The sequence below is a fragment of the Pseudoxanthomonas spadix genome, assembly GCF_003703395.1.
Taxonomy (GTDB): domain Bacteria; phylum Pseudomonadota; class Gammaproteobacteria; order Xanthomonadales; family Xanthomonadaceae; genus Pseudoxanthomonas_A; species Pseudoxanthomonas_A spadix.
The window spans coordinates 1-18046 of sequence record NZ_RDQN01000003.1; the positions used below are offsets into that span (position 1 = coordinate 1).

An 18046-nucleotide genomic window follows, 5' to 3' on the forward strand; every position below is an offset into this window, starting at 1 on the left:
GCTTGGAGCGAACCAGTCTCGTCAACTCGGCTCGCTCCTCGTCGCTCAGCACAATCTCAGGGGCAACTCGCACTTGCACTCTCCACTCTTCGTCCTCGTAGAGTGTTGGAACGATGGATTTCATATAGGTTCCATCAAGAATAGAACAGTACACTAGGAGCCTGGCCGTGGCCCGACACGCGCGTGGCTTCGATACCGCCGCGGTCTGGGACCACCTGGCCAGGTGCGACCGCAAGCTGGGCGCGTGGATGAGGCGCATCGGCGTGATCCAGGCCGAGCCGCGCTGGCGCGGGACCTTCGACCCGGTCGATGCGCTGGCCCGGGCGATCCTGTTCCAGCAGCTCTCGGGCAAGGCCGCCGCTCCGACCAGCCGCTCACAGGATTGACCTCGCCGGCCGGTGGGCTGCGCGTCGGAGCCAGGCGCCTGGCGGTCAGTTGACCGGCTTGGGGCGTCTTTCCGAGAACTCGGTTTCCAGCAGTTCCAGCCAGGCATCGACCCGATAATCCTCTTCCGGGGCAATCTTCAGCAGCTCGTTGAGCACCTGCTTGGCTTCGGCCAGTTCGCCCAGCTGGTAATGCGCCTTGGCCAGGGCCCAGTGCGCCTCGGGCCGGCGCGGTTCCAGGGCGATCCATTCGGTGGCCGAGAACTTGGCCGCCTTGCTCTGGCCCGAGGCCAGCAGGTCGTCCAGTTCGGTCTCACGCAGGTCACCGCGGCGGCTGCTGCGGTTCTCGCGCATCACGCTGACCACGTTGACCACCAGGATCACGAAACAGACCGACATGACCAGGATTCCGGCGCTGATGAAGACCAGCAGCCAGGTAATGGTGTTCAAGGACTGCAGCAGGGGTTGGATCGATTGCAAGGAGGTGGCCTCTGTCGGCGCGCCGGGCGCCAGAGCGGGCGCGTGGCTGCCTTCGTGCGAGGGCAGCGGCTGCGCCGGATGGGGGAAGGTTCGAGCGCCGTCGTTCTTTGGTCGGCCAGGCGCGCAGCAAGGGTAGCCGATGCCCGCGTGGGGGCGACAGCCGCGCGCGGCAGGTCAGCGGCCGCCGTGGCGCCAGTGCCAGGGTTCGTAGATGATGCCATGCGCATTGCCGCGCGGATAACTCATGTAAAAGCTGAAGCGCGTGGCGTTGGCCTGCAGCCAGGCGAAGGCAGCAGTGGTTTCGAACGATTCCTCGGCCGGCGGCTGGCCGGGCGTGCCGATGTCCAGGGCGGTGCCGGCGTGGTGCTCGCTGTAGCCGGGGGCGGCGTTGACGGTCAGGATCCGGGCCAGGGGCTGGCCGCGTTCCAGCTTGCGCTGAAAAATGCCGAGCTGGTAGGCGTGGCTGCGATAGCCGGAAATGGCCTCCAGGGCGATCTGGTCACCGGCCGCGGCCTGGCGCATCGCCTGCCAGGCGCGGCCGGCCGCGCGGGTCAGCCACAGCGGGCGGCGGTAGCGGTCGAACCCGGCCAGGGCCAGGGTGGCCGGTTCGGCGACCAGGACCAGGCCGGTGCGGGCGGCGTAATCGTCCGCGTCCAGGCCCAGGTGATCCAGGCGGCGGCGCAGGCCATGCAGGGGCAGGACGCCGGACAGATCGGGATCGATGGGTGCCCCGCGCGCCTGGGCCGCTTCCAGCCGGTCCAGGGCATCGTCCATGCCGACGCTGCGGCTCCAGCCGGGAACCAGGCCGACCAGGCCTTCGGGCAGCACCGCAGCCAGATAGCGGCCGTCGTCCTTGCGCCGCAGGACCCGGCTGGCGCGGGCCAGGGCGCGGGCATCGGCGTTGCTGCGCGCACGCAGCAGGCCGGCGGGCCACAGTTCGACCTCGGCGGTGTTGAGCAGGGTGCGGGCGTTGGCGAAGGTCGGGCGGACAGGCATCGCCTGCACTTTAGCGAGGGTGTGGGTGTGCGGCCAGTTCACGCAACCGAGGCAGCAGGCCATCGGGATCGCCCACGTCCGGCAGCAGGCCGTGCCCGGCACTGCTGGGCAGCCACAGCAGCAGGCGGCTGTCGGCGGTGGCGACGAAGGCCTTGTCCCGGTTGCGCAGCCGATACCAGCCGCTGCGAAAACCCGGCAGGCCATGGCCGCGCAGCTTGCGCAGCGAGCGCAGTTCGGCCAGATCCACCACGCGCGCCTGATCCAGCTGCAGCTGGGCAATGGACACCTGGGTGCGGAAGAACGTGGACCGCACGGCGATGCACTGCGCATCGACCTGGCGCATGGGCACCCGGGCCACAGCCGCCCACTGGCTAGAATGGCGTCCCATTTTCCCCTGAAGCACCGCCATGACCACGCTCGGCACGCCGCGCTCGCCTTCCGCCACCCGGGTCCTGCTGCTGGGCGCGGGCGAACTGGGCAAGGAAGTGGCCATCGAGCTGCAGCGTTTCGGGGTGGAAGTGATCGCCGCCGACCGCTATGCCGACGCGCCGGCCATGCAGGTCGCCCACCGCAGCCAGGTGCTGGACATGCTCGATCCGGTCGCGCTGCGCGCGCTGATCGCCGCCGAGCAGCCGCACTTGGTGGTGCCGGAGATCGAGGCCATCCACACCGAGACCCTGGTCGAATTGGAGCGCGACGCCGGCCTGCAGGTCATCCCCACCGCACGCGCCGCGCGCCTGACCATGGACCGCGAAGGCATCCGCCGGCTGGCCGCCGAGACCCTGGGCCTGCCGACCTCGCCGTATCGCTTTGTCGATAGCGAAGCCGAGTATCGCGACGCGCTGGCCGCGATCGGCTTGCCGTGCGTGGTCAAGCCGGTGATGTCGTCCTCGGGCAAGGGCCAGAGCACGCTGCGCAGCGAGGCCGACATCGGTCCGGCGTGGGCGTACGCGCAGACCGGCGGCCGTGCCGGCGCCGGGCGCTGCATCGTCGAGGGCTTCATCGACTTCGATTACGAGATCACCCTGCTGACCGTGCGCCATGTCGGCGGCACCAGCTTCTGCGATCCGATCGGTCACTGGCAGAAGGACGGCGACTACCGCGAAAGCTGGCAACCGCAGCCGATGACCCCGGACGCGCTGGCGCGCGCGCAGCAGATCGCACGCGCGGTCACCGACGCGCTGGGCGGGCGCGGCCTGTTCGGGGTGGAGCTGTTCGTCAAGGGCGACCAGGTCTGGTTCTCCGAGGTCTCGCCGCGCCCGCACGACACCGGCCTGGTCACCCTGGTCTCGCAGGATCTGAGCGAATTCGCCCTGCACGCGCGCGCGATCCTGGGCCTGCCAGTGGGCGCGGGCGATAGCGGGGTGATCGCTGCGATCGCCCCATCCGCGTCGTGCGCGATGCTGGCGCAAGGGCATGGCGTGCCGGTGTTCGCCAACGTGGAGGCGGCCCTGGCCGCGCCCGGCAGCGCGCTGCGCCTGTTCGGCAAGCCACGCGTGGAAGGCCAGCGCCGGGTGGGGGTGACCCTGGCCCGCGGCGCGGACATCGAGCAGGCGCGCGCCAGGGCGCGCGATGCGGCGGCAGCGATCGAGATCCGCCTGGAGTAACGGTTCAACTCACCCTTCAGGCCAGACCCGCCTGACGGGAGTGTGTGCTCGGCCCGGCGGCAGGGACTCCGAGTCACAACGCCAGCTCGGCCCACACCAAATGATGGTCGCTGCCGTCGGCGATCGGTGCGTGCCGATCGCCTGACGCAGGCCAGAAGATGCCGCCGCCCAGATAGCCAAAGCCGACCGAGGGCAGCACGTAGTCCAGCCGCATCGCGCCGGATTTCGGGCCGAAATCGCCGGTGACCTGTTCGGGCGCGCCCTTGCGCAGCAGGCCTCTGGCCGCGTAGGCGCGCGCGGTCTCGGCGCCGCCGGCGCTGGTCGGCGCGGGATGACGCAGCATGCGCGGGTGTTCCATCAATTCGATGATGGCGGCGTGGTGACCATCGCCATCGATGGGGTCATTGTTGAGGTCGCCGGCGATGACGAACCTGGCGTTTGCCTCGAGCCCGCCGCAGCGGCCGGCGTCATCGCACAGCCAGGCCGCATCGGGCGCATTGTCCAGGTAATGCCGCCACACGGCGATTTCCTGCGCGTTGCGGTGGCCGTTGCGGTCTTCTGGCCCGTCGAACACCGGCGGTGTGGGATGTGAGACCAGAAAATGCACGAGGCCGCCGGGTGTCTGCACCGGCACGTCCCAGTGCGACTTGGACGTGAGCCGCAGCTGCGCCCAGGCCGCGGCCGCATACCAGGGCCGGCTGGTGCGCGGATCGATCGGGTTCACCGCACCGGGCACGGTGGACCATTTCAGCAGGCGGAAACTGCGCACGGCGGCCGGGTCGATCGGATATTTCGACAGCACCAGCATCCCGTACTGGCCCGGGTGCAGGCCGTAACCCCAGGCATCGTTGCCGGCATCGCGGCCGCTGCCGCCGATGCGGCCGTTGTTGTCCAGGTCCAGGCCGCTGGGCACGCCGGTGTTGACCTGCGCCAGGTAGCGATACGGATAGCGCAGGGGCTGGCCGCCGCCGGGCTGCGGGGTTTCCAGGTACTTGTGCTGAAACAGGTCGGCCGCGCGATGGGCCTGGTCGTAATCGAACTCGTTGAGCAGCACCAGGTCCGGCCGTATCTGCTGCAGCACCGCAGCAATCTTGCGCGCATGGCCGCTGTCGCCTTCCAGTTCGGCGATCAGGCCACCGGCCTGGTCCGAATACAACGAGGTGTTGTAGGTGGCCACGCGCAGCGGCGCGCTGGCAGTGGCATCAGGGGTGCTGCTGCACGAGGCGGTGGCGAAGGCGGCCATCAGGCACAGCAGGGCAAGTCGTGGGCGCATGGCCACATTCTAGTACCGTAGCCCGGAGATAACGGAACATGGTGAAAGTGATGGATTCAAGTCCAGGGCAAGGCGCAAGCTGCCGCCAAGGCAGGCCGCCTTGGCAAGGCTTGCAACGCCGCACTGGGCTTGAAGCCGCGCTTTCACGTTTCGATATCTTCGGGTTGCGGTACTAGGGTGCGCCTGTGACCGGCCTGCGCGCCTTCAGCCGACCACCTTCTCGATGTCGTCCCAGCTGCGCCCGTCGAAGGCTTCCAGCGGCTTGAACCTGCGCTTGTATTCCATCTTGCGATGGCCGTTGATCCAGTAGCCCAGGTACAGGTACTGGTGATGGTCGCGGCGGGCCCATTCCACTTGGCGCAGGATCGCCAGCGTGCCCAGGCTGCGCGCGGTCAGGTCCGGGTCGAAGAAGGTGTAGACCGCCGACAGTGCGTTGGGCACCAGGTCGGTCACGGCCACCGCGATCAGGCGTCCGTCCTCGCGCAGTTCCAGGAAGCGGGTCTGCGACCAGCGCCCGATCAGGAACTGCTGGAACTCGCTGGCGCCATGGTCGTCCATGCCACCGCCGACATGGCGGCTGGTCAGATAGCGCCGATACAGCGCCAGATGCTCCTCGCTGCGTTCGGCCGGCGCCACCCGCGCTTCCACCTGTGCGTTGCGCGCGGCGCAGCGGCGCTGGCTGCGATCGGGCGTGAAATGGCTGACCGGAATGCGCACCGGCACGCAAGCGCGGCAGCCCCGACAGTGCGGGCGGTAGACCAGGTCGCCTGAACGGCGGAAACCCCAGGACAGCGCCGTCGGGTAGAACGCCGGCAGGCGCGGGTCGCGCGGATCCAGGACCAGGTCGCGCGCGATGCGGTCGGACCAGTAGCCACAAGGGTGTTCGCCGGTGTGGAACAGGCGTACGTCCTCGCGCGGGGGGAACGCATCGGTCTTCATGCGCCTGGCTCCGTGCACCGGCCCCGGACACGCCCGTCGGGGCGGGCGTGGGACAGGAAACGGATCGGCGGGCAGGGCAGGCAGATGGCCATGGCCTTCAGCATACTGCGCCGCCGTCCGCCCGGGTGAGACGCCCGCGCTGCGCGTGCTGCCCGGGGCACGCGTTTGCCGGCCGATGTCATGCGTCGTGCAGCCAGGCGATGCCTTGACCCAGCTAACCGCCGTCTTAACGCGGTCGGCGTGGCGGTCAACCCGGCCGCCGCGGCAGCGTTTTCCCTGGCAGTGGCAAGCAGCCACGGACCTGAAGGAACACTCATGATGCGCAAGACCCTGATCGCCTTCTCCATCGCCGCTGTGCTGGGCGCCGGCGCGGCCGCCGCCGCCGCGCAGGATGCCAACACGCCGTCGCCACCGCGCCACGGCGAGCGCATGGCCAAGCTGGACACCAACAAGGACGGCCGCATCAGCGCCGAGGAAGCCAAGGCCGATCCGAAGTTCGCCGAGCACTTCGCCAAGATGGACGCCAACAAGGATGGCTCGGTTGATCGCGCCGATGGTGAGCTGCGGATGAAGCAGCGTCACGACGCCTGGTTCGCCAACGCCGACACCAACAAGGATGGCCAGCTGAGCAAGGCCGAGTTCGACGCGGCCAAGCCGGACCGGTCGATGCACGGCGGCCGGCACGAGGGCAAGGGCATGCGGGATCGCCGGGGTGGCCCGGGTGCGCCGCCATCGGCAGGCGAGGCGCCAGCCGCCAGGCCGTAATGCCTCTGGCCCGGGCTCAGGCCCGCCCCGCGCCCTGCCGGCGCGGGGCTCGAGGCGTCGGAACGCAAGCTCAAAACGCCAGGTGGCCGCGCGCGACCAGTCCGTAGAGCAGTGCGCCGCCGCCGCACAGCAGGCCCAGCGTGCAGCCGATCCAGGCCCACAACCGTTCGCGCCGACGACAGCGCGCCGCCTTGATCGGATCCTGGCGTGCTTCCAGTGCATGGCGCCGCGCCTTGATTCGCGGCTCCACCACCAGGCCCTGGTAGGCGACGACCGCGAACAGCACCAGCGACAGCCCGGTGGGAATCAGCCAGCCGTCACCCCAGGCGGCGTAGGCGCACATGGCCAGGACGAAGGCGGCGGTGACCGCGGCGTTGATCATTGCGCTGCGTCGCAATTGGGTGCGTTCCCGGTCATCGAGGGCGCCGCGTAGGTTGCGCTTCAGGCCCCACCAGATGCCCAGCCAGGCGCCCGCGATCCCGATGCCGATACTGCCAAGTCCACCGAGCAGCACCTTGCCCAGGCTCTTGGCGCCGACCGAACCGGCCATGCCCAGCGCCGTGGCGGCCGCCGCCGGCGGGGCGGCCACGCTCAGCGCACTGGTCACCAGCAGGGTGAAGGCTGCGGCCGGCGTCGAGTCGCGTGCAAACTCGCCGAACCGGGCCAGCAGTTCGCTGCGCACCGTCTCGCGGGCCCGCGACAGGCGCTTGCGCACCGCCGCGTCGGACAGTCCCAGCAGCAGCGCGACCTGCTGCGAGCGCTGGCCCTCACGGTAGTACAGCAGCAGGGTCTCGCGCGCGTCCTCGGGCAGGGCGGCGATGATGTCGGCGGCCGCGGTTTCCTGTTCGGTGACCAGCAACTGCTGGGCCGGGCCGGGCGCCGGGTCGGCGGCGATGGCGATGGCCAGTTCGGCGTCCTCCCCGGTCATCGCCTCGTGGCGACGCGCACGCAGGTGGTCACGGCCCAGGTTGCGGGTGATCTGGCGCAGCCAGGGCAGGAAGCTGTCGTGGTTCTTCAGCCGGTCCAGCCGTTGCCAGGCGCGAAGGAAGGCGTCCTGGGCGATGTCCTCGCTGGCAGCCACGTCGCCGGTGATGGCAAGGGTGATGGCGGTGACGGTGTTCTGACAGCCGCGCACGATCCGGCCGTAGGCGGCGGTGTCGCCGCGGCGGGCGGCGGAGAGCTCCTGGCGGAGCATGACATCGAGCGGAAGGGCGTTCATCGCAGCGGCTCGCAGGCGGGGCCAGACTTCCAGGACGCGTGCCGGGGCCGGACGTGACCGGAGTCAGCGCCGCGGAGCAGGCGCCGGCGGGGCCGGCGGCAGGGTGGGGAGGCGGATGCGCTCCTCGTCCTCCTTCAGGCCGGCATCCGGCGGAGCGGCCTGGCGCTGCGCCGGCGCAGCGGCCGCTGCCGGCTGCCGCGGCGCTTGGCGCAGGCTGCGCTGGCGCAGGAAGGTGAAGCCTGCCGCCGCCACGATCAGCGCCAGCAGCACCAGGCGGATGCGCGTGGCCCAGCGGCGCCTGCGGTCGGCGGCATCATCGGACTCGCCCGGTTCCGGCAGGCGCAACCGGCCGGGCCGGGTGCTGCCCAGCAGGCCGTGTTCGCGCAAGAGCTCGCGTGCCCGTGGCTGGTCGTCGGCGCGGCGCACCCAGACGGTGGGCTGCTTCTGCTTGCCGACCGGTTCGGAGTAGCGGAACTGGCTGCCGCGCCGGCCCTGGTAGGAGCGGCCGTTGCTGATGTAGGTCTCGATGCCGTTGCGTTCCAGCAGCTCGGCCACCCCTTCGACGGTTTCCACGCGCTGGCTGGTGAAGATCTGGCGCATGCTGCGCCTACTCCCTGGCAGGCACGTGGGCCACGTCGCTGGCGGTGGGGACCACCCGGATCAGGCCTTCCTGCGCAGCGCTGGCGACCAGCCGGCCGGTGCGGTCGAAGATCAGGCCGCGGGCCATGCCGCGCGAATTCTGGGCGGTGGGACTGTCGATGGCATACAGCAGCCAGTCGTCGGCGCGAAACGGGCGGTGGAACCACAGCGCGTGGTCGAGCGAGGCCATCTGCACGTTCGGCTGGTAGTAGCTGATGCCGTGCGGGAAATTGGCCGCGCCCAGCAGCTGGTAGTCCGAGGCATAGGCCAGCAGGGTGCGGTGCAGTTCCGGCGAATCGCCGATTTTTTCGGTCAGGCGGAACCAGAACCGCTCGCGCGGCGGCAGGGGCTGCGGATTCAGCTCGTTGCGTGGCTGCACGTAGCGAAACTCGAACGGCAACTCCCGGCTGAGCCAGCGCTGCATCTTGACCGGAAGCGTCGCCATCACCTCCGGCGGCACCGGGGGCGGTTCGGCGATGTCCTCCGGTGCCGGCACCTCGGGCATCTGCGCCTGGTGTTCCACTCCGTCCTCGTCGCCCTGGAACGAAGCGGCGCAGAAGAAGATCACCTTGCCGTGCTGGATCGCGCTGACCCGGCGCACCGAAAAGCTGCCGCCGTCGCGGGTGCGGTCCACGTCGTAGATGATCGGCGCCTGGACGTCGCCGGCGCGCAGGAAGTAGGCGTGCAGCGAATGCGCGCGCCGCCGGGAATCCGGATCCACCGTGGCCTGCGCGGCCGACAGTGCCTGGCCCAGGACCTGGCCGCCAAACACGGCCTTGGAGCCGATGTCCCGGCTCTGGCCGCGGAACAGGTTCTCCTCCAGGCGCTCCAGCGCCAGCAGTTCGATCAGTTCGGCGACGAGGGGTTTGTTGGGCATGGGCGGGCTGTGGCTGAGGGGGGAGAAATGACATCGTATTATAGCCGCCGCGCCCGCTGCCCCTGCCCCTGCGTCCTTGCGCCCTTGCGTGGCGGTGCAGGCTTTGCGCTACCATGCCGGCCTTGGCTTTCAACAGGAACAGGTGGCTCGCGCACCCGCGCCGGCCGAGCGTGCGACATGAGCACTATCAACGTCTGACGCCGCCCCAGCCCGCATGGCCACCTGCAAAGGCGCCGATGTGGCGCCTTTGCCGTTTCCAGTCCTTGTATCCCTGCATTTCACTGTTGCCCGGCGCGCTCGGGCCACGGCCCACGAGCTTTCAGGACCCATGATCACCATCACCCTCCCCGACGGCAGCCGTCGCCAGTTCGAAGCCCCCGTTTCGGTCCTGCAGGTCGCCCAGTCGATCGGCGCCGGCCTGGCCAAGGCCACCATCGCCGGCGCCGTGGACGGCACCCTGGTCGACGCCAGCGACATCATCGACCACGACGCAACCCTGCGCATCATCACGCCCAGGGACGAACAGGGCCTGGAGATCATCCGCCACTCGTGTGCGCACCTGGTCGGCCACGCGGTCAAGCAGCTGTATCCGGACGCGAAGATGGTGATCGGCCCGGTGATCGCCGAGGGTTTTTACTACGACATCTACTCCGAGCGCCCGTTCACACCGGAGGACATGGCTGCGATCGAGGCGCGGATGGCCGAACTGATCGCGCAGGACTACGACGTGATCAAGAAGATGACCCCGCGCGCGCAAGTCATCGAAACCTTCAAGGCCCGTGGCGAGGACTACAAGCTGCGCCTGATCGAGGACATGCCCGAGGACATCCAGGCCATGGGCCTGTACTACCACCAGGAATACGTGGACATGTGCCGCGGCCCGCACGTGCCCAACACGCGCTTTTTGAAGGCGTTCAAGCTCACGCGCATCTCCGGCGCCTACTGGCGCGGCGATGCCAGCAACGAGCAGCTGCAGCGCATCTACGGCACCGCCTGGGCCGACAGGAAGCAGCTCGATGCCTACATCCTGCGCATGGAAGAGGCCGACAAGCGCGACCATCGCAGGATCGGCAAGCAGCAGGGCCTGTTCCACCTGCAGGAAGAAGGTCCGGGCCTGGTGTTCTGGCATCCCAAGGGCTGGGCGATCTGGCAGGTGGTCGAGCAGTACATGCGCAAGGTCTACCGTCAGAGCGGCTACGGCGAAGTGCGTTGCCCGCAGATCCTGGACGTGTCGCTGTGGAAGCAGTCCGGCCACTGGGACAACTACCAGGACAACATGTTCTTCACCGAGTCGGAGAAGCGCACCTACGCGGTCAAGCCGATGAACTGCCCGGGCCATGTCCAGGTGTTCAACCAGGGCCTGCACAGCTATCGCGACCTGCCGATCCGCTACGGCGAATTCGGCGCCTGCCACCGCAACGAGCCTTCGGGCGCGCTGCACGGTATCCTGCGCGTGCGCGGCTTCACCCAGGACGACGGCCACATCTTCTGCACCGAGGAACAGATCGAAGCCGAGGTCACCGCCTTCCACCGCCAGGCGCTGAAGGTCTACGGGGATTTCGGTTTCGAAGACGTCCAGATCAAGATCGCCCTGCGCCCGGAAAAGCGCCTGGGCGACGACGCCACCTGGGACAAGGCCGAGGCTGCCCTGCGCGCTGCGTTGAGCGCGTGCGGCGTGGAATGGGACGAATTGGCGGGTGAGGGCGCCTTCTACGGCCCCAAGATCGAGTACCACCTCAAGGACGCCATCGGCCGGACCTGGCAGCTGGGCACGATGCAGGTGGATTTCATGATGCCCGCCCGCCTGGGCGCCGAGTACGTGGACGAAAACAGCCAGAAAAAGCACCCGGTCATGCTGCACCGGGCCATCGTCGGCTCGATGGAGCGGTTCATCGGGATCCTGATCGAGCACCATGCCGGCGCCTTCCCGGCCTGGCTGGCCCCGGTCCAGGCGGTGGTGGCCAACATCACCGACGCCCAGGCCGACTATGCCGATAGGGTCCAGAAAACCCTTGCGAATCAAGGCTTCCGCGTGGTTTCGGATTTGCGCAACGAGAAGATCGGCTATAAGATCCGCGAGCACACCCTGCAGCGGGTGCCCTATCTGCTGGTGATCGGCGACCGCGAGAAGGAAAATGGCGCCCTCGCCGTGCGTACGCGCTCGGGCGAGGATTTGGGCACAATGAGCATCCAGGCTTTCGCCGAGCGCCTTGGCGCTGAGCAACTGGCCTGACATCGGAACCGGCACCGGAGGGATGCCGGCCCACCCCATCACGGAGACTGCAACATCAGCACCCCTGACAACAAGCAAAACCGCAAGAACCAGGAAATCCGCGTCCCGCGGGTCCGCGTGATCGGCAGCGACGGCGAGATGATCGGCGTGCTTTCGCGCGACGAAGCGCTGGCCAAGGCCGAGGAAGAAGGCCTGGACCTGGTCGAGATCCAGCCACAGGCCGACCCGCCGGTGTGCAAGATCATGGACTTCGGCAAGTTCAAGTTCGAAGCCCAGAAAAAGGCCAACGAGGCCAAGAAGAAGACCAAGCAGGTCGAGATCAAGGAACTCAAGTTCCGCCCGGTCACCGACGAAGGCGACTACCAGATCAAGCTGCGCAACATGCGCCGTTTCCTGGAAGAGGGCGACAAGGTCAAGGTCAACATCCGCTTCCGTGGCCGCGAGATGAGCCACCAGGAGCTGGGCCGGGAGATGGCCGCACGCATCGAGAACGACCTGGGCGAGGAGATCGTCATCGAATCACGGCCGCGCCTGGAAGGTCGGCAGATGGTCATGATGATCGCGCCCAAGAAGAAGCAGTAAGCCTTCGCCGGCACCGGGAGCGGGAGCGGGAGCGGGTCGCTGCGCAACGTCGGGCCAGCCAGGTCCGGCTTTTGCGTCTACCACTGCGGCCGGCCGGCGTAAAGCTGCTGATTTGCAAGGGAAAGCGCAGGCGTGCATAATGCGCGGCCCGGTTGACGCCGGGGCGGCTGCAAAGCCAGAGGGAACCCGTCTTGATCCTTTTGGATCAACGACTTACAAGCCGGTTCGGGCAGGACGGAAAGCGTGGCGCAAGCCACCGCCCAGGCCAGTTATCGAAATTCCACAAGGATCTCAAGCAATGCCCAAGATCAAGACCCACCGGGCGGCGGCGAAGCGTTTTCGCAAGACCGCATCCGGCAAGTTCAAGGCTGGCCACGCCAACCGTAGCCACATCCTCACCAAGAAGGCGACCAAGCGGAAGCGTGGTCTTCGTGCGACGAACATCATTCGTGCCGAAGATTCCGGCCGTCTGAACCGCATGTTGCCTTACCTCTGAGGAGATAGACCATGGCACGAGTCAAGCGTGGCGTGACCGCACGTCGCCGTCACAAGAAGGTCCTGAGCCGTGCGAAGGGGTATTACAACGCCCGTCGCAAGGTCTTCCGCGTCGCCAAGCAGGCCGTCATCAAGGCCGGCCAGTACGCCTACATCGGCCGCAAGCAGAAGAAGCGCAACTTCCGCTCGCTGTGGATCACCCGGATCAACGCCGCCGCGCGTTTGAACGGGATGAGCTACAGCCGCTTCATGAACGGCCTGCTGAAGGCGAACATCACCCTGGACCGCAAGGTGCTGGCCGATATCGCCGTGCACGATGCCGCCAGCTTTACGGCCCTTGCCGAAAAGGCCAAGAGCGCGCTCGCGGCATAAGTGTGGATCCATCGCAGGCCTCGCCGTCGGCGGCGCCTGGCTGGAGACAACATTGCATGCATGGGGAAGGGCGCCAGTCCTTCCCCATTTTTTTGGGATTCATTCCCGTAGGAGCGCCCCCATGGGCGCGAGCTGTTGGGAGTCCTGCAGTTGCGCCAAGCGCTCGCGCCCATGCCCCAGGAAGGGGACAAAGGGCGCTCCTACAGAGGATCGGACATCGTGGGAGCCGCTTCAGCGGCGATGGGCTTTGCCGGCAAGGCCACATCGCCGCTGAAGCGGCTCCCACCCAAGACGGTTGCTCCTACGAGGAGCTCGTTACACATTCGAGGTTGACCGCCCATGAGTGAAATCGAATCCCTCACCACCCAGGCGCTTGCCGATATCGCATCGGCGCAGACGCCCGATGCGGTCGAAGCCCTGCGCGTGGCGTTGCTGGGCAAGAGCGGCCAGGTCACCGCCCAGCTCAAGGCGCTGGGCACCTTGCCCGCCGACCAGCGCAAGGCGGCCGGCGAATCCATCAACCGTGCGCGCGATGTGATCTCCCAGGCACTGACGCAGCGCAAGGCCGTACTGGAAGACGCCGCCCTGGACGCGCGCCTGGCCGGCGAGGCGATCGATGTGACCCTGCCGGGCCGCAATGCCGGCCGCGGCGGCCTGCATCCGATCACCCGCACCCTGGAGCGGATCGCCGACCTGTTCGGCCGGCTGGGCTACGAGCTGGCCGACGGTCCGGAGATCGAGGACGACTGGCACAACTTCCAGACGCTGAACTTCCCCCCGCACCACCCGGCGCGGGCGATGCACGACACCTTCTACTTCGGTGATGGCCGCCTGCTGCGCACCCACACCTCCGGCGTGCAGGTGCGCTACATGGGGCAGCACGCGCCGCCGCTGCGCATGATCGCCGCGGGCAAGGTGTATCGCTCCGACAGCGACCAGACCCATTCGCCGATGTTCCACCAGGTCGAAGGCCTGCTGGTCGACGAGCATTCCACCTTCGCCGATCTGAAGGGCACGCTGGCCGAGTTCGTGCGCGCGTTCTTCGAACGTGACTTCCAGATGCGCTTCCGTCCCAGCTACTTCCCCTTCGTCGAACCCGGCGCGGAAGTGGACATCGCCTGGCAGCAGCCCGATGGCAGCACCCGCTGGCTGGAAGTGCTCGGCTGCGGCATGGTCCATCCGAACGTGCTGCGCAGCGTGAACATCGATCCGCAGCGCTACACCGGCTTTGCCTTCGGCATGGGCGTGGAGCGCCTGGCGATGCTGCGTTATGGGGTGAGCGACCTGCGTGCGTTCTTCGAGAACGACGTCAGGTTCCTCAGGCAGTTTGCGTAGGGCGGGTCTCGACCCGCCGCCCCGGCAGTTCGCGTAGGGCGGGTCTCGACCCGCCGCTTGGTTCGACATCACGACGCTTGATACATGGCAAATGGCGGGTCAAGACCCGCCCTACGGATCACCAACGATGAAATTCTCTGAAAACTGGCTGCGCAGCCACGTCCCCACCAGCGCCACGCGCGATGAACTCACGGCCACGTTGACCGCGATCGGCCTGGAGGTCGAAGAGGTCACCGCGCTGGGCGAGGGTCTGGACAAGGTGGTCGTGGCGCGCATCGTCGACTGCGCCAGGCATCCGCAGGCCGACCGCCTGCAGGTGTGCCAGGTCGATGCCGGACTTGGCGAGCACCTGCAGATCGTGTGCGGCGCGCCCAATGCGCGTGCGGGGCTGGTCGCGCCGCTGGCGATGGTCGGGGCCAACGTCGGCGGGATCGCGATCAAGGCGGCCAGGCTGCGCGGCGTGGACTCCAACGGCATGCTGTGTTCGGCCAGGGAGCTGGGCGTGGACGCCGATGCGTCTGGTCTGCTGGAACTGCCAAGCGATGCACCACTGGGCACCCCGATCGCCGATTTCCTGGGCCTGCCCGATGCGAGCATCGAGATCAAGCTCACGCCCAACCGGGCCGACTGTTTCAGCGTGCGCGGCATCGCCTTCGACGTGGCCGCCGCATTCGGCAGCCAAGTGGTGCCGTTCGATGCCACGCCGATTGCCGCACGGCATGAGCGCGCGCTTGAAGTCAGGCTCGACGCCGGCGCCGATGCGCCGCGCTACTGCGGTCGCATCATCGAAGGCGTCGACGCCACTGCGCAGACACCGGCCTGGCTGGCCGAGCGCCTGCGCCGCAGCGGCGTGCGCCCGGTCTCTTTGCTGGTGGACATCACCCAGTACGTGATGCTGGAGCTGGGCCAGCCGATGCACGCCTTCGATCGCGACCTGCTCACCGGGCCGATCGGCGTGCGCAAGGGCCGCGCTGGCGAATCGCTGCAGCTGCTCGACGGCCGCACCGCGGCGCTGGACGATGGCTTCCTGGTGATCACCGACGCCGACCGTCCGGTCGCCCTGGCCGGCATCATGGGCGGGCAGGACACCAAGGTGACCGACGCCACCGGCAACGTGTTCCTGGAATCGGCGTACTTCGCGCCGTCGGCGATCATCGGCCGCGGCCGTCGCCTGGGCCTGCACACCGATGCCTCCCATCGCTACGAACGCGGCGTCGATCCGGCGCTGGCGCCGCAGGCGATCGAAGTGGCAACGCGCCTGATCGTCGAGCTGGCCGGCGGTTCGCCAGGCCCGGTCGTGCACGCTGCGCTACACGAACATCTGCCCGCTCCGGCGCCGATCGCCCTGCGCCGCGCGCGCGTGTCCCGGGTGCTGGGCATGCAGATCGCCGATGCCCAGGTCGTGCGCATCCTGCGTGCGCTGGGCATGGAACTGACCGAAACGGCCGAAGGCTGGTCGGTGGTGGCACCCAGCCGCCGCTTCGACATCGCCATCGAGGAGGACCTGATCGAGGAACTGGCCCGCATCCACGGCTACGACCGGATTCCAACCACGTTGCCGGGGGGAGCGACCCGCATCGGTGCCGGGACCGAGACGCGACTGGACGCGGCCACCGTGCGCCGCCAGCTGGCCGCGCGCGAGCTGCTGGAGACGATCAATTTCGCCTTCGTCGATGCGCAGCTGCTGGACAGCTGGGGCCTGAGCGAAGGCGCCGTGCCACTGGCCAACCCGCTCAGCGGCGAACTGGGCGTGATGCGCACCAGCCTGCTGCCAGGGCTGGTCGCCACACTGCAGCGCAACGCCGCGCGCCAGGCCGGGCGGATCCGCCTGTTCGAGCTGGGCAACGTGTTTGCCGCTGCCGGCGGGCAGGGCGCAGCGCCGGTGGAAACCCTGCGCGTGGCCGCCGCGGTCAGTGGTGATGCCGCGGCCGAGCAGTGGGGCGTGCCGGCCCGTCCGGTGGATTTCTACGATCTCAAGGGCGACCTGCAGAGCCTGGCGGCTGCATCCGCGGCCCAGTTGACCTTCCAGCAGTCCGCGCGCGGCTACGGCCATCCGGGCCGCTCGGCCGAGGTCTTCCGCGATGGACGGTGGATCGGCTGGATCGGCCAGCTGCATCCGCGACTGCACAGGGCGCTGGACCTGGACGGGCCGGTGCTCGGCTTCGAAATCGACTTGGATGCACTGACCCAGCGCGCGCTGCCGCAGGCGGCCGAGCTGTCGCGCTTCCCCTCGGTGCGCCGCGACCTGGCCTTCACCGTGGCCGAATCGGTGCCGTTCGCCGCGATCGAACAGAGCGTACGCGAGGCCGCCGGACCGCTGCTACGGCAGGTGCTGCTGTTCGACCGCTACCTCGGCCCGGGGGTCGAAACGGGACAAAAGAGCCTGGCTATGGGCTTGATTTTGCAGGACAACACGCGCACATTGAACGACCGCGATGTGGAAACGGTGGTGGCCGAAACGGTCGCTGCCCTGGCACGCGAACACGGCGCCCGCATCCGCGGTTGAGGCTCAGGGGACATCGATGGCATTGACCAAAGCGGAAATGGCCGAGCGGCTGTTCGACGAAGTCGGTCTGAACAAGCGCGAAGCCAAGGAGTTCGTCGACGCGTATTTCGACGTGCTGCGTGACGCCCTGGAACAGGGGCGCCAGGTCAAGCTGTCCGGGTTTGGCAACTTCGATCTGCGGCGCAAGAACCAGCGCCCGGGCCGCAACCCGAAGACCGGCGAGGAAATCCCGATCTCTGCCCGCACCGTGGTGACCTTCCGCCCCGGCCAGAAGCTCAAGGAACGCGTCGAAGCCTATGCCGGAGGCGACCGCAATGCTTGACCCCGGCAGCAACCGCGAACTTCCGCCGATCCCGGCCAAGCGCTACTTCACCATCGGCGAAGTCAGCGAGCTGTGCGACGTCAAGCCGCACGTGCTGCGCTACTGGGAGACCGAATTTCCCAGCCTGGAGCCGGTCAAGCGCCGCGGCAACCGCCGTTACTACCAGCGCCACGACGTGCTGATGGTCCGCCAGATCCGCGGGCTGCTCTACGAGCAGGGCTACACCATCGGTGGCGCCCGGCTACGCCTGGAAGGCGAGGGCGCCAAGCAGGAATCGGCCCTGAGCAACCAGATCGTCCGCCAAGTCCGCATGGAACTGGAAGAAGTCCTGCAGCTGCTGCGGCGCTGAAACGCACGGGCCTCAACTTCTTGCATCGCCACTGCGCTGGGCGGGAGGGAGGGAGGGGTGCGCGCCAACGGATGAATCCGGTATGATGCGCGGCCCGCTGCAAGGCGGGAGCGCTTTTGCGAAGTCGGGGCGTAGCGCAGCCTGGTAGCGCATCTGCCTGGGGGGCAGAGGGTCGTCGGTTCAAATCCGGCCGTCCCGACCAATCGCATATGACATGAAAAGCCCGGCTTGCCGGGCGTTTTTATTTTCGGCCACCAGGCGCGCAAGCGCTGCACAGCACGGGCTCATCTTCGTGCGATCGTGAATGGCCGTTGAGGTTGCTGAGTCGCGTATAACTGTTCTGTCAGGGTTAAATCGTGTTTCTCGTCACGAATTAATGTCCGGTCCCGCCCGGCTCCGGCGTTCTACAAGTGGTGCAAGGCAGCATCAAACAAGACTTCTGCTGGAAGCCCGTTCGCGTCGTGCGTTTTTGCGGTGTCACTTGTTGTTGATATGAGCCACGGGTTTGGATCTGGGTTGTTGTCTGGAGCGCTCGGCACGGTTGTGCCATAGTCGATCCAGGGTCGCATTCACTTTTGTCGCACCGAGGGCATCGCCCCCGGCAACGACAAGGTGGCTGGCACCATTCCAGATCCAATCGCCTGATCCGCGCGGTTCCACGGCTCGGCGCCCGC

General features: G+C 67.9%; 18 protein-coding genes, 1 tRNA gene and 1 pseudogene. 12 read left to right on the forward strand and 8 right to left on the reverse strand.

Annotated features, from left to right (window positions below; all coding sequences use genetic code 11):
- Window positions 1-167 precede the first annotated feature (167 nt).
- Window positions 168-362: pseudogene (locus D9R12_RS05195) on the forward strand (DNA-3-methyladenine glycosylase 2 family protein); the annotation flags it as partial.
- A gap of 69 nt (window positions 363-431) precedes the next feature.
- Here the strand turns inward: D9R12_RS05195 and D9R12_RS05200 are convergent.
- From D9R12_RS05200 to D9R12_RS05210, 3 genes are all read right to left on the reverse strand, one after another.
- Window positions 432-833, reverse strand: a complete 402-nt coding sequence (locus D9R12_RS05200; protein WP_043290416.1) for a tetratricopeptide repeat protein — start codon at window positions 831-833, stop codon at window positions 432-434.
- Between the two features lie 204 nt (window positions 834-1037).
- Window positions 1038-1859 carry a M15 family metallopeptidase gene (locus D9R12_RS05205; RefSeq protein WP_122229394.1) on the reverse strand — a complete coding sequence of 274 codons (822 nt, stop codon included), beginning with the start codon at window positions 1857-1859 and terminating at the stop codon, window positions 1038-1040.
- Between the two features lie 10 nt (window positions 1860-1869).
- The gene (locus D9R12_RS05210) at window positions 1870-2247 is read right to left on the reverse strand and encodes a hypothetical protein (protein ID WP_147475050.1); all 378 of its coding nucleotides are present in this window, start codon (window positions 2245-2247) and stop codon (window positions 1870-1872) included.
- A gap of 19 nt (window positions 2248-2266) precedes the next feature.
- On the opposite strand from D9R12_RS05210, the gene purT reads away from it, so the two are divergent.
- Window positions 2267-3466 (forward strand): formate-dependent phosphoribosylglycinamide formyltransferase, encoded by a 1200-nt coding sequence (gene purT / locus D9R12_RS05215; protein WP_122228833.1) that lies wholly within the window; start codon window positions 2267-2269, stop codon window positions 3464-3466.
- A gap of 73 nt (window positions 3467-3539) precedes the next feature.
- Here the strand turns inward: purT and D9R12_RS05220 are convergent, their stop codons facing one another.
- Window positions 3540-4739 (reverse strand): endonuclease/exonuclease/phosphatase family protein, encoded by a 1200-nt coding sequence (locus D9R12_RS05220; RefSeq protein WP_122228835.1) that lies wholly within the window; start codon window positions 4737-4739, stop codon window positions 3540-3542.
- 204 nt (window positions 4740-4943) lie between these two features.
- On the reverse strand, window positions 4944-5678 hold the full coding sequence (locus D9R12_RS05225) for an arginyltransferase (protein ID WP_014160059.1): 735 nt from the start codon (window positions 5676-5678) through the stop codon (window positions 4944-4946).
- A gap of 240 nt (window positions 5679-5918) precedes the next feature.
- Between D9R12_RS05225 and D9R12_RS05230 the strand changes: the two genes are divergently transcribed.
- On the forward strand, window positions 5919-6443 hold the full coding sequence (locus D9R12_RS05230) for an EF-hand domain-containing protein (RefSeq protein WP_425479050.1): 525 nt from the start codon (window positions 5919-5921) through the stop codon (window positions 6441-6443).
- A gap of 70 nt (window positions 6444-6513) precedes the next feature.
- Here the strand turns inward: D9R12_RS05230 and D9R12_RS16175 are convergent, their stop codons facing one another.
- The 3 genes from D9R12_RS16175 to tesB form a co-directional block, all read right to left on the reverse strand.
- Window positions 6514-7662: an RNA polymerase sigma factor gene (locus tag D9R12_RS16175; RefSeq protein ID WP_122228839.1), complete on the reverse strand. Its 1149-nt coding sequence runs from the start codon at window positions 7660-7662 to the stop codon at window positions 6514-6516.
- Between the two features lie 63 nt (window positions 7663-7725).
- A complete protein-coding gene (locus D9R12_RS05240) occupies window positions 7726-8262 on the reverse strand; it encodes a putative signal transducing protein (RefSeq protein WP_122228841.1) in 537 nt (178 codons plus the stop codon).
- A 7-nt stretch (window positions 8263-8269) separates the two neighbouring features.
- A complete protein-coding gene (gene tesB / locus D9R12_RS05245; protein WP_122228843.1) occupies window positions 8270-9178 on the reverse strand; it encodes an acyl-CoA thioesterase II in 909 nt (302 codons plus the stop codon).
- Between the two features lie 328 nt (window positions 9179-9506).
- Between tesB and thrS the strand changes: the two genes are divergently transcribed.
- The 9 genes from thrS to D9R12_RS05290 all read left to right on the forward strand — a co-directional run bounded on the left by thrS (window position 9507) and on the right by D9R12_RS05290 (window position 17574).
- A complete protein-coding gene (thrS, locus tag D9R12_RS05250) occupies window positions 9507-11411 on the forward strand; it encodes a threonine--tRNA ligase (protein ID WP_122228845.1) in 1905 nt (634 codons plus the stop codon).
- A gap of 54 nt (window positions 11412-11465) precedes the next feature.
- Entirely contained in the window at window positions 11466-11993 is a 528-nt protein-coding gene (infC, locus tag D9R12_RS05255; protein WP_083833476.1) for a translation initiation factor IF-3, read from the forward strand.
- Window positions 11994-12291: 298 nt separating this feature from the next.
- Complete coding sequence (gene rpmI / locus D9R12_RS05260) at window positions 12292-12489, forward strand: 50S ribosomal protein L35 (protein ID WP_014160066.1); 198 nt, start codon at window positions 12292-12294, stop codon at window positions 12487-12489.
- An 11-nt stretch (window positions 12490-12500) separates the two neighbouring features.
- Window positions 12501-12860: a 50S ribosomal protein L20 gene (gene rplT, locus D9R12_RS05265; RefSeq protein ID WP_014160067.1), complete on the forward strand. Its 360-nt coding sequence runs from the start codon at window positions 12501-12503 to the stop codon at window positions 12858-12860.
- A 339-nt stretch (window positions 12861-13199) separates the two neighbouring features.
- The gene (gene pheS / locus D9R12_RS05270; protein ID WP_122228847.1) at window positions 13200-14195 is read left to right on the forward strand and encodes a phenylalanine--tRNA ligase subunit alpha; all 996 of its coding nucleotides are present in this window, start codon (window positions 13200-13202) and stop codon (window positions 14193-14195) included.
- 127 nt (window positions 14196-14322) lie between these two features.
- A complete protein-coding gene (gene pheT / locus D9R12_RS05275) occupies window positions 14323-16701 on the forward strand; it encodes a phenylalanine--tRNA ligase subunit beta (protein WP_122228849.1) in 2379 nt (792 codons plus the stop codon).
- A gap of 16 nt (window positions 16702-16717) precedes the next feature.
- Window positions 16718-17023: an integration host factor subunit alpha gene (locus D9R12_RS05280; RefSeq protein ID WP_014160070.1), complete on the forward strand. Its 306-nt coding sequence runs from the start codon at window positions 16718-16720 to the stop codon at window positions 17021-17023.
- Window positions 17016-17372, forward strand: a complete 357-nt coding sequence (locus D9R12_RS05285) for a MerR family transcriptional regulator (protein WP_014160071.1) — start codon at window positions 17016-17018, stop codon at window positions 17370-17372. Before D9R12_RS05280 ends, D9R12_RS05285 begins: the two co-directional genes overlap by 8 nt.
- Before the next feature lie 125 nt (window positions 17373-17497).
- Window positions 17498-17574 (forward strand) — tRNA-Pro (locus tag D9R12_RS05290).
- The last annotated feature ends 472 nt before the right edge of the window (window positions 17575-18046 follow it).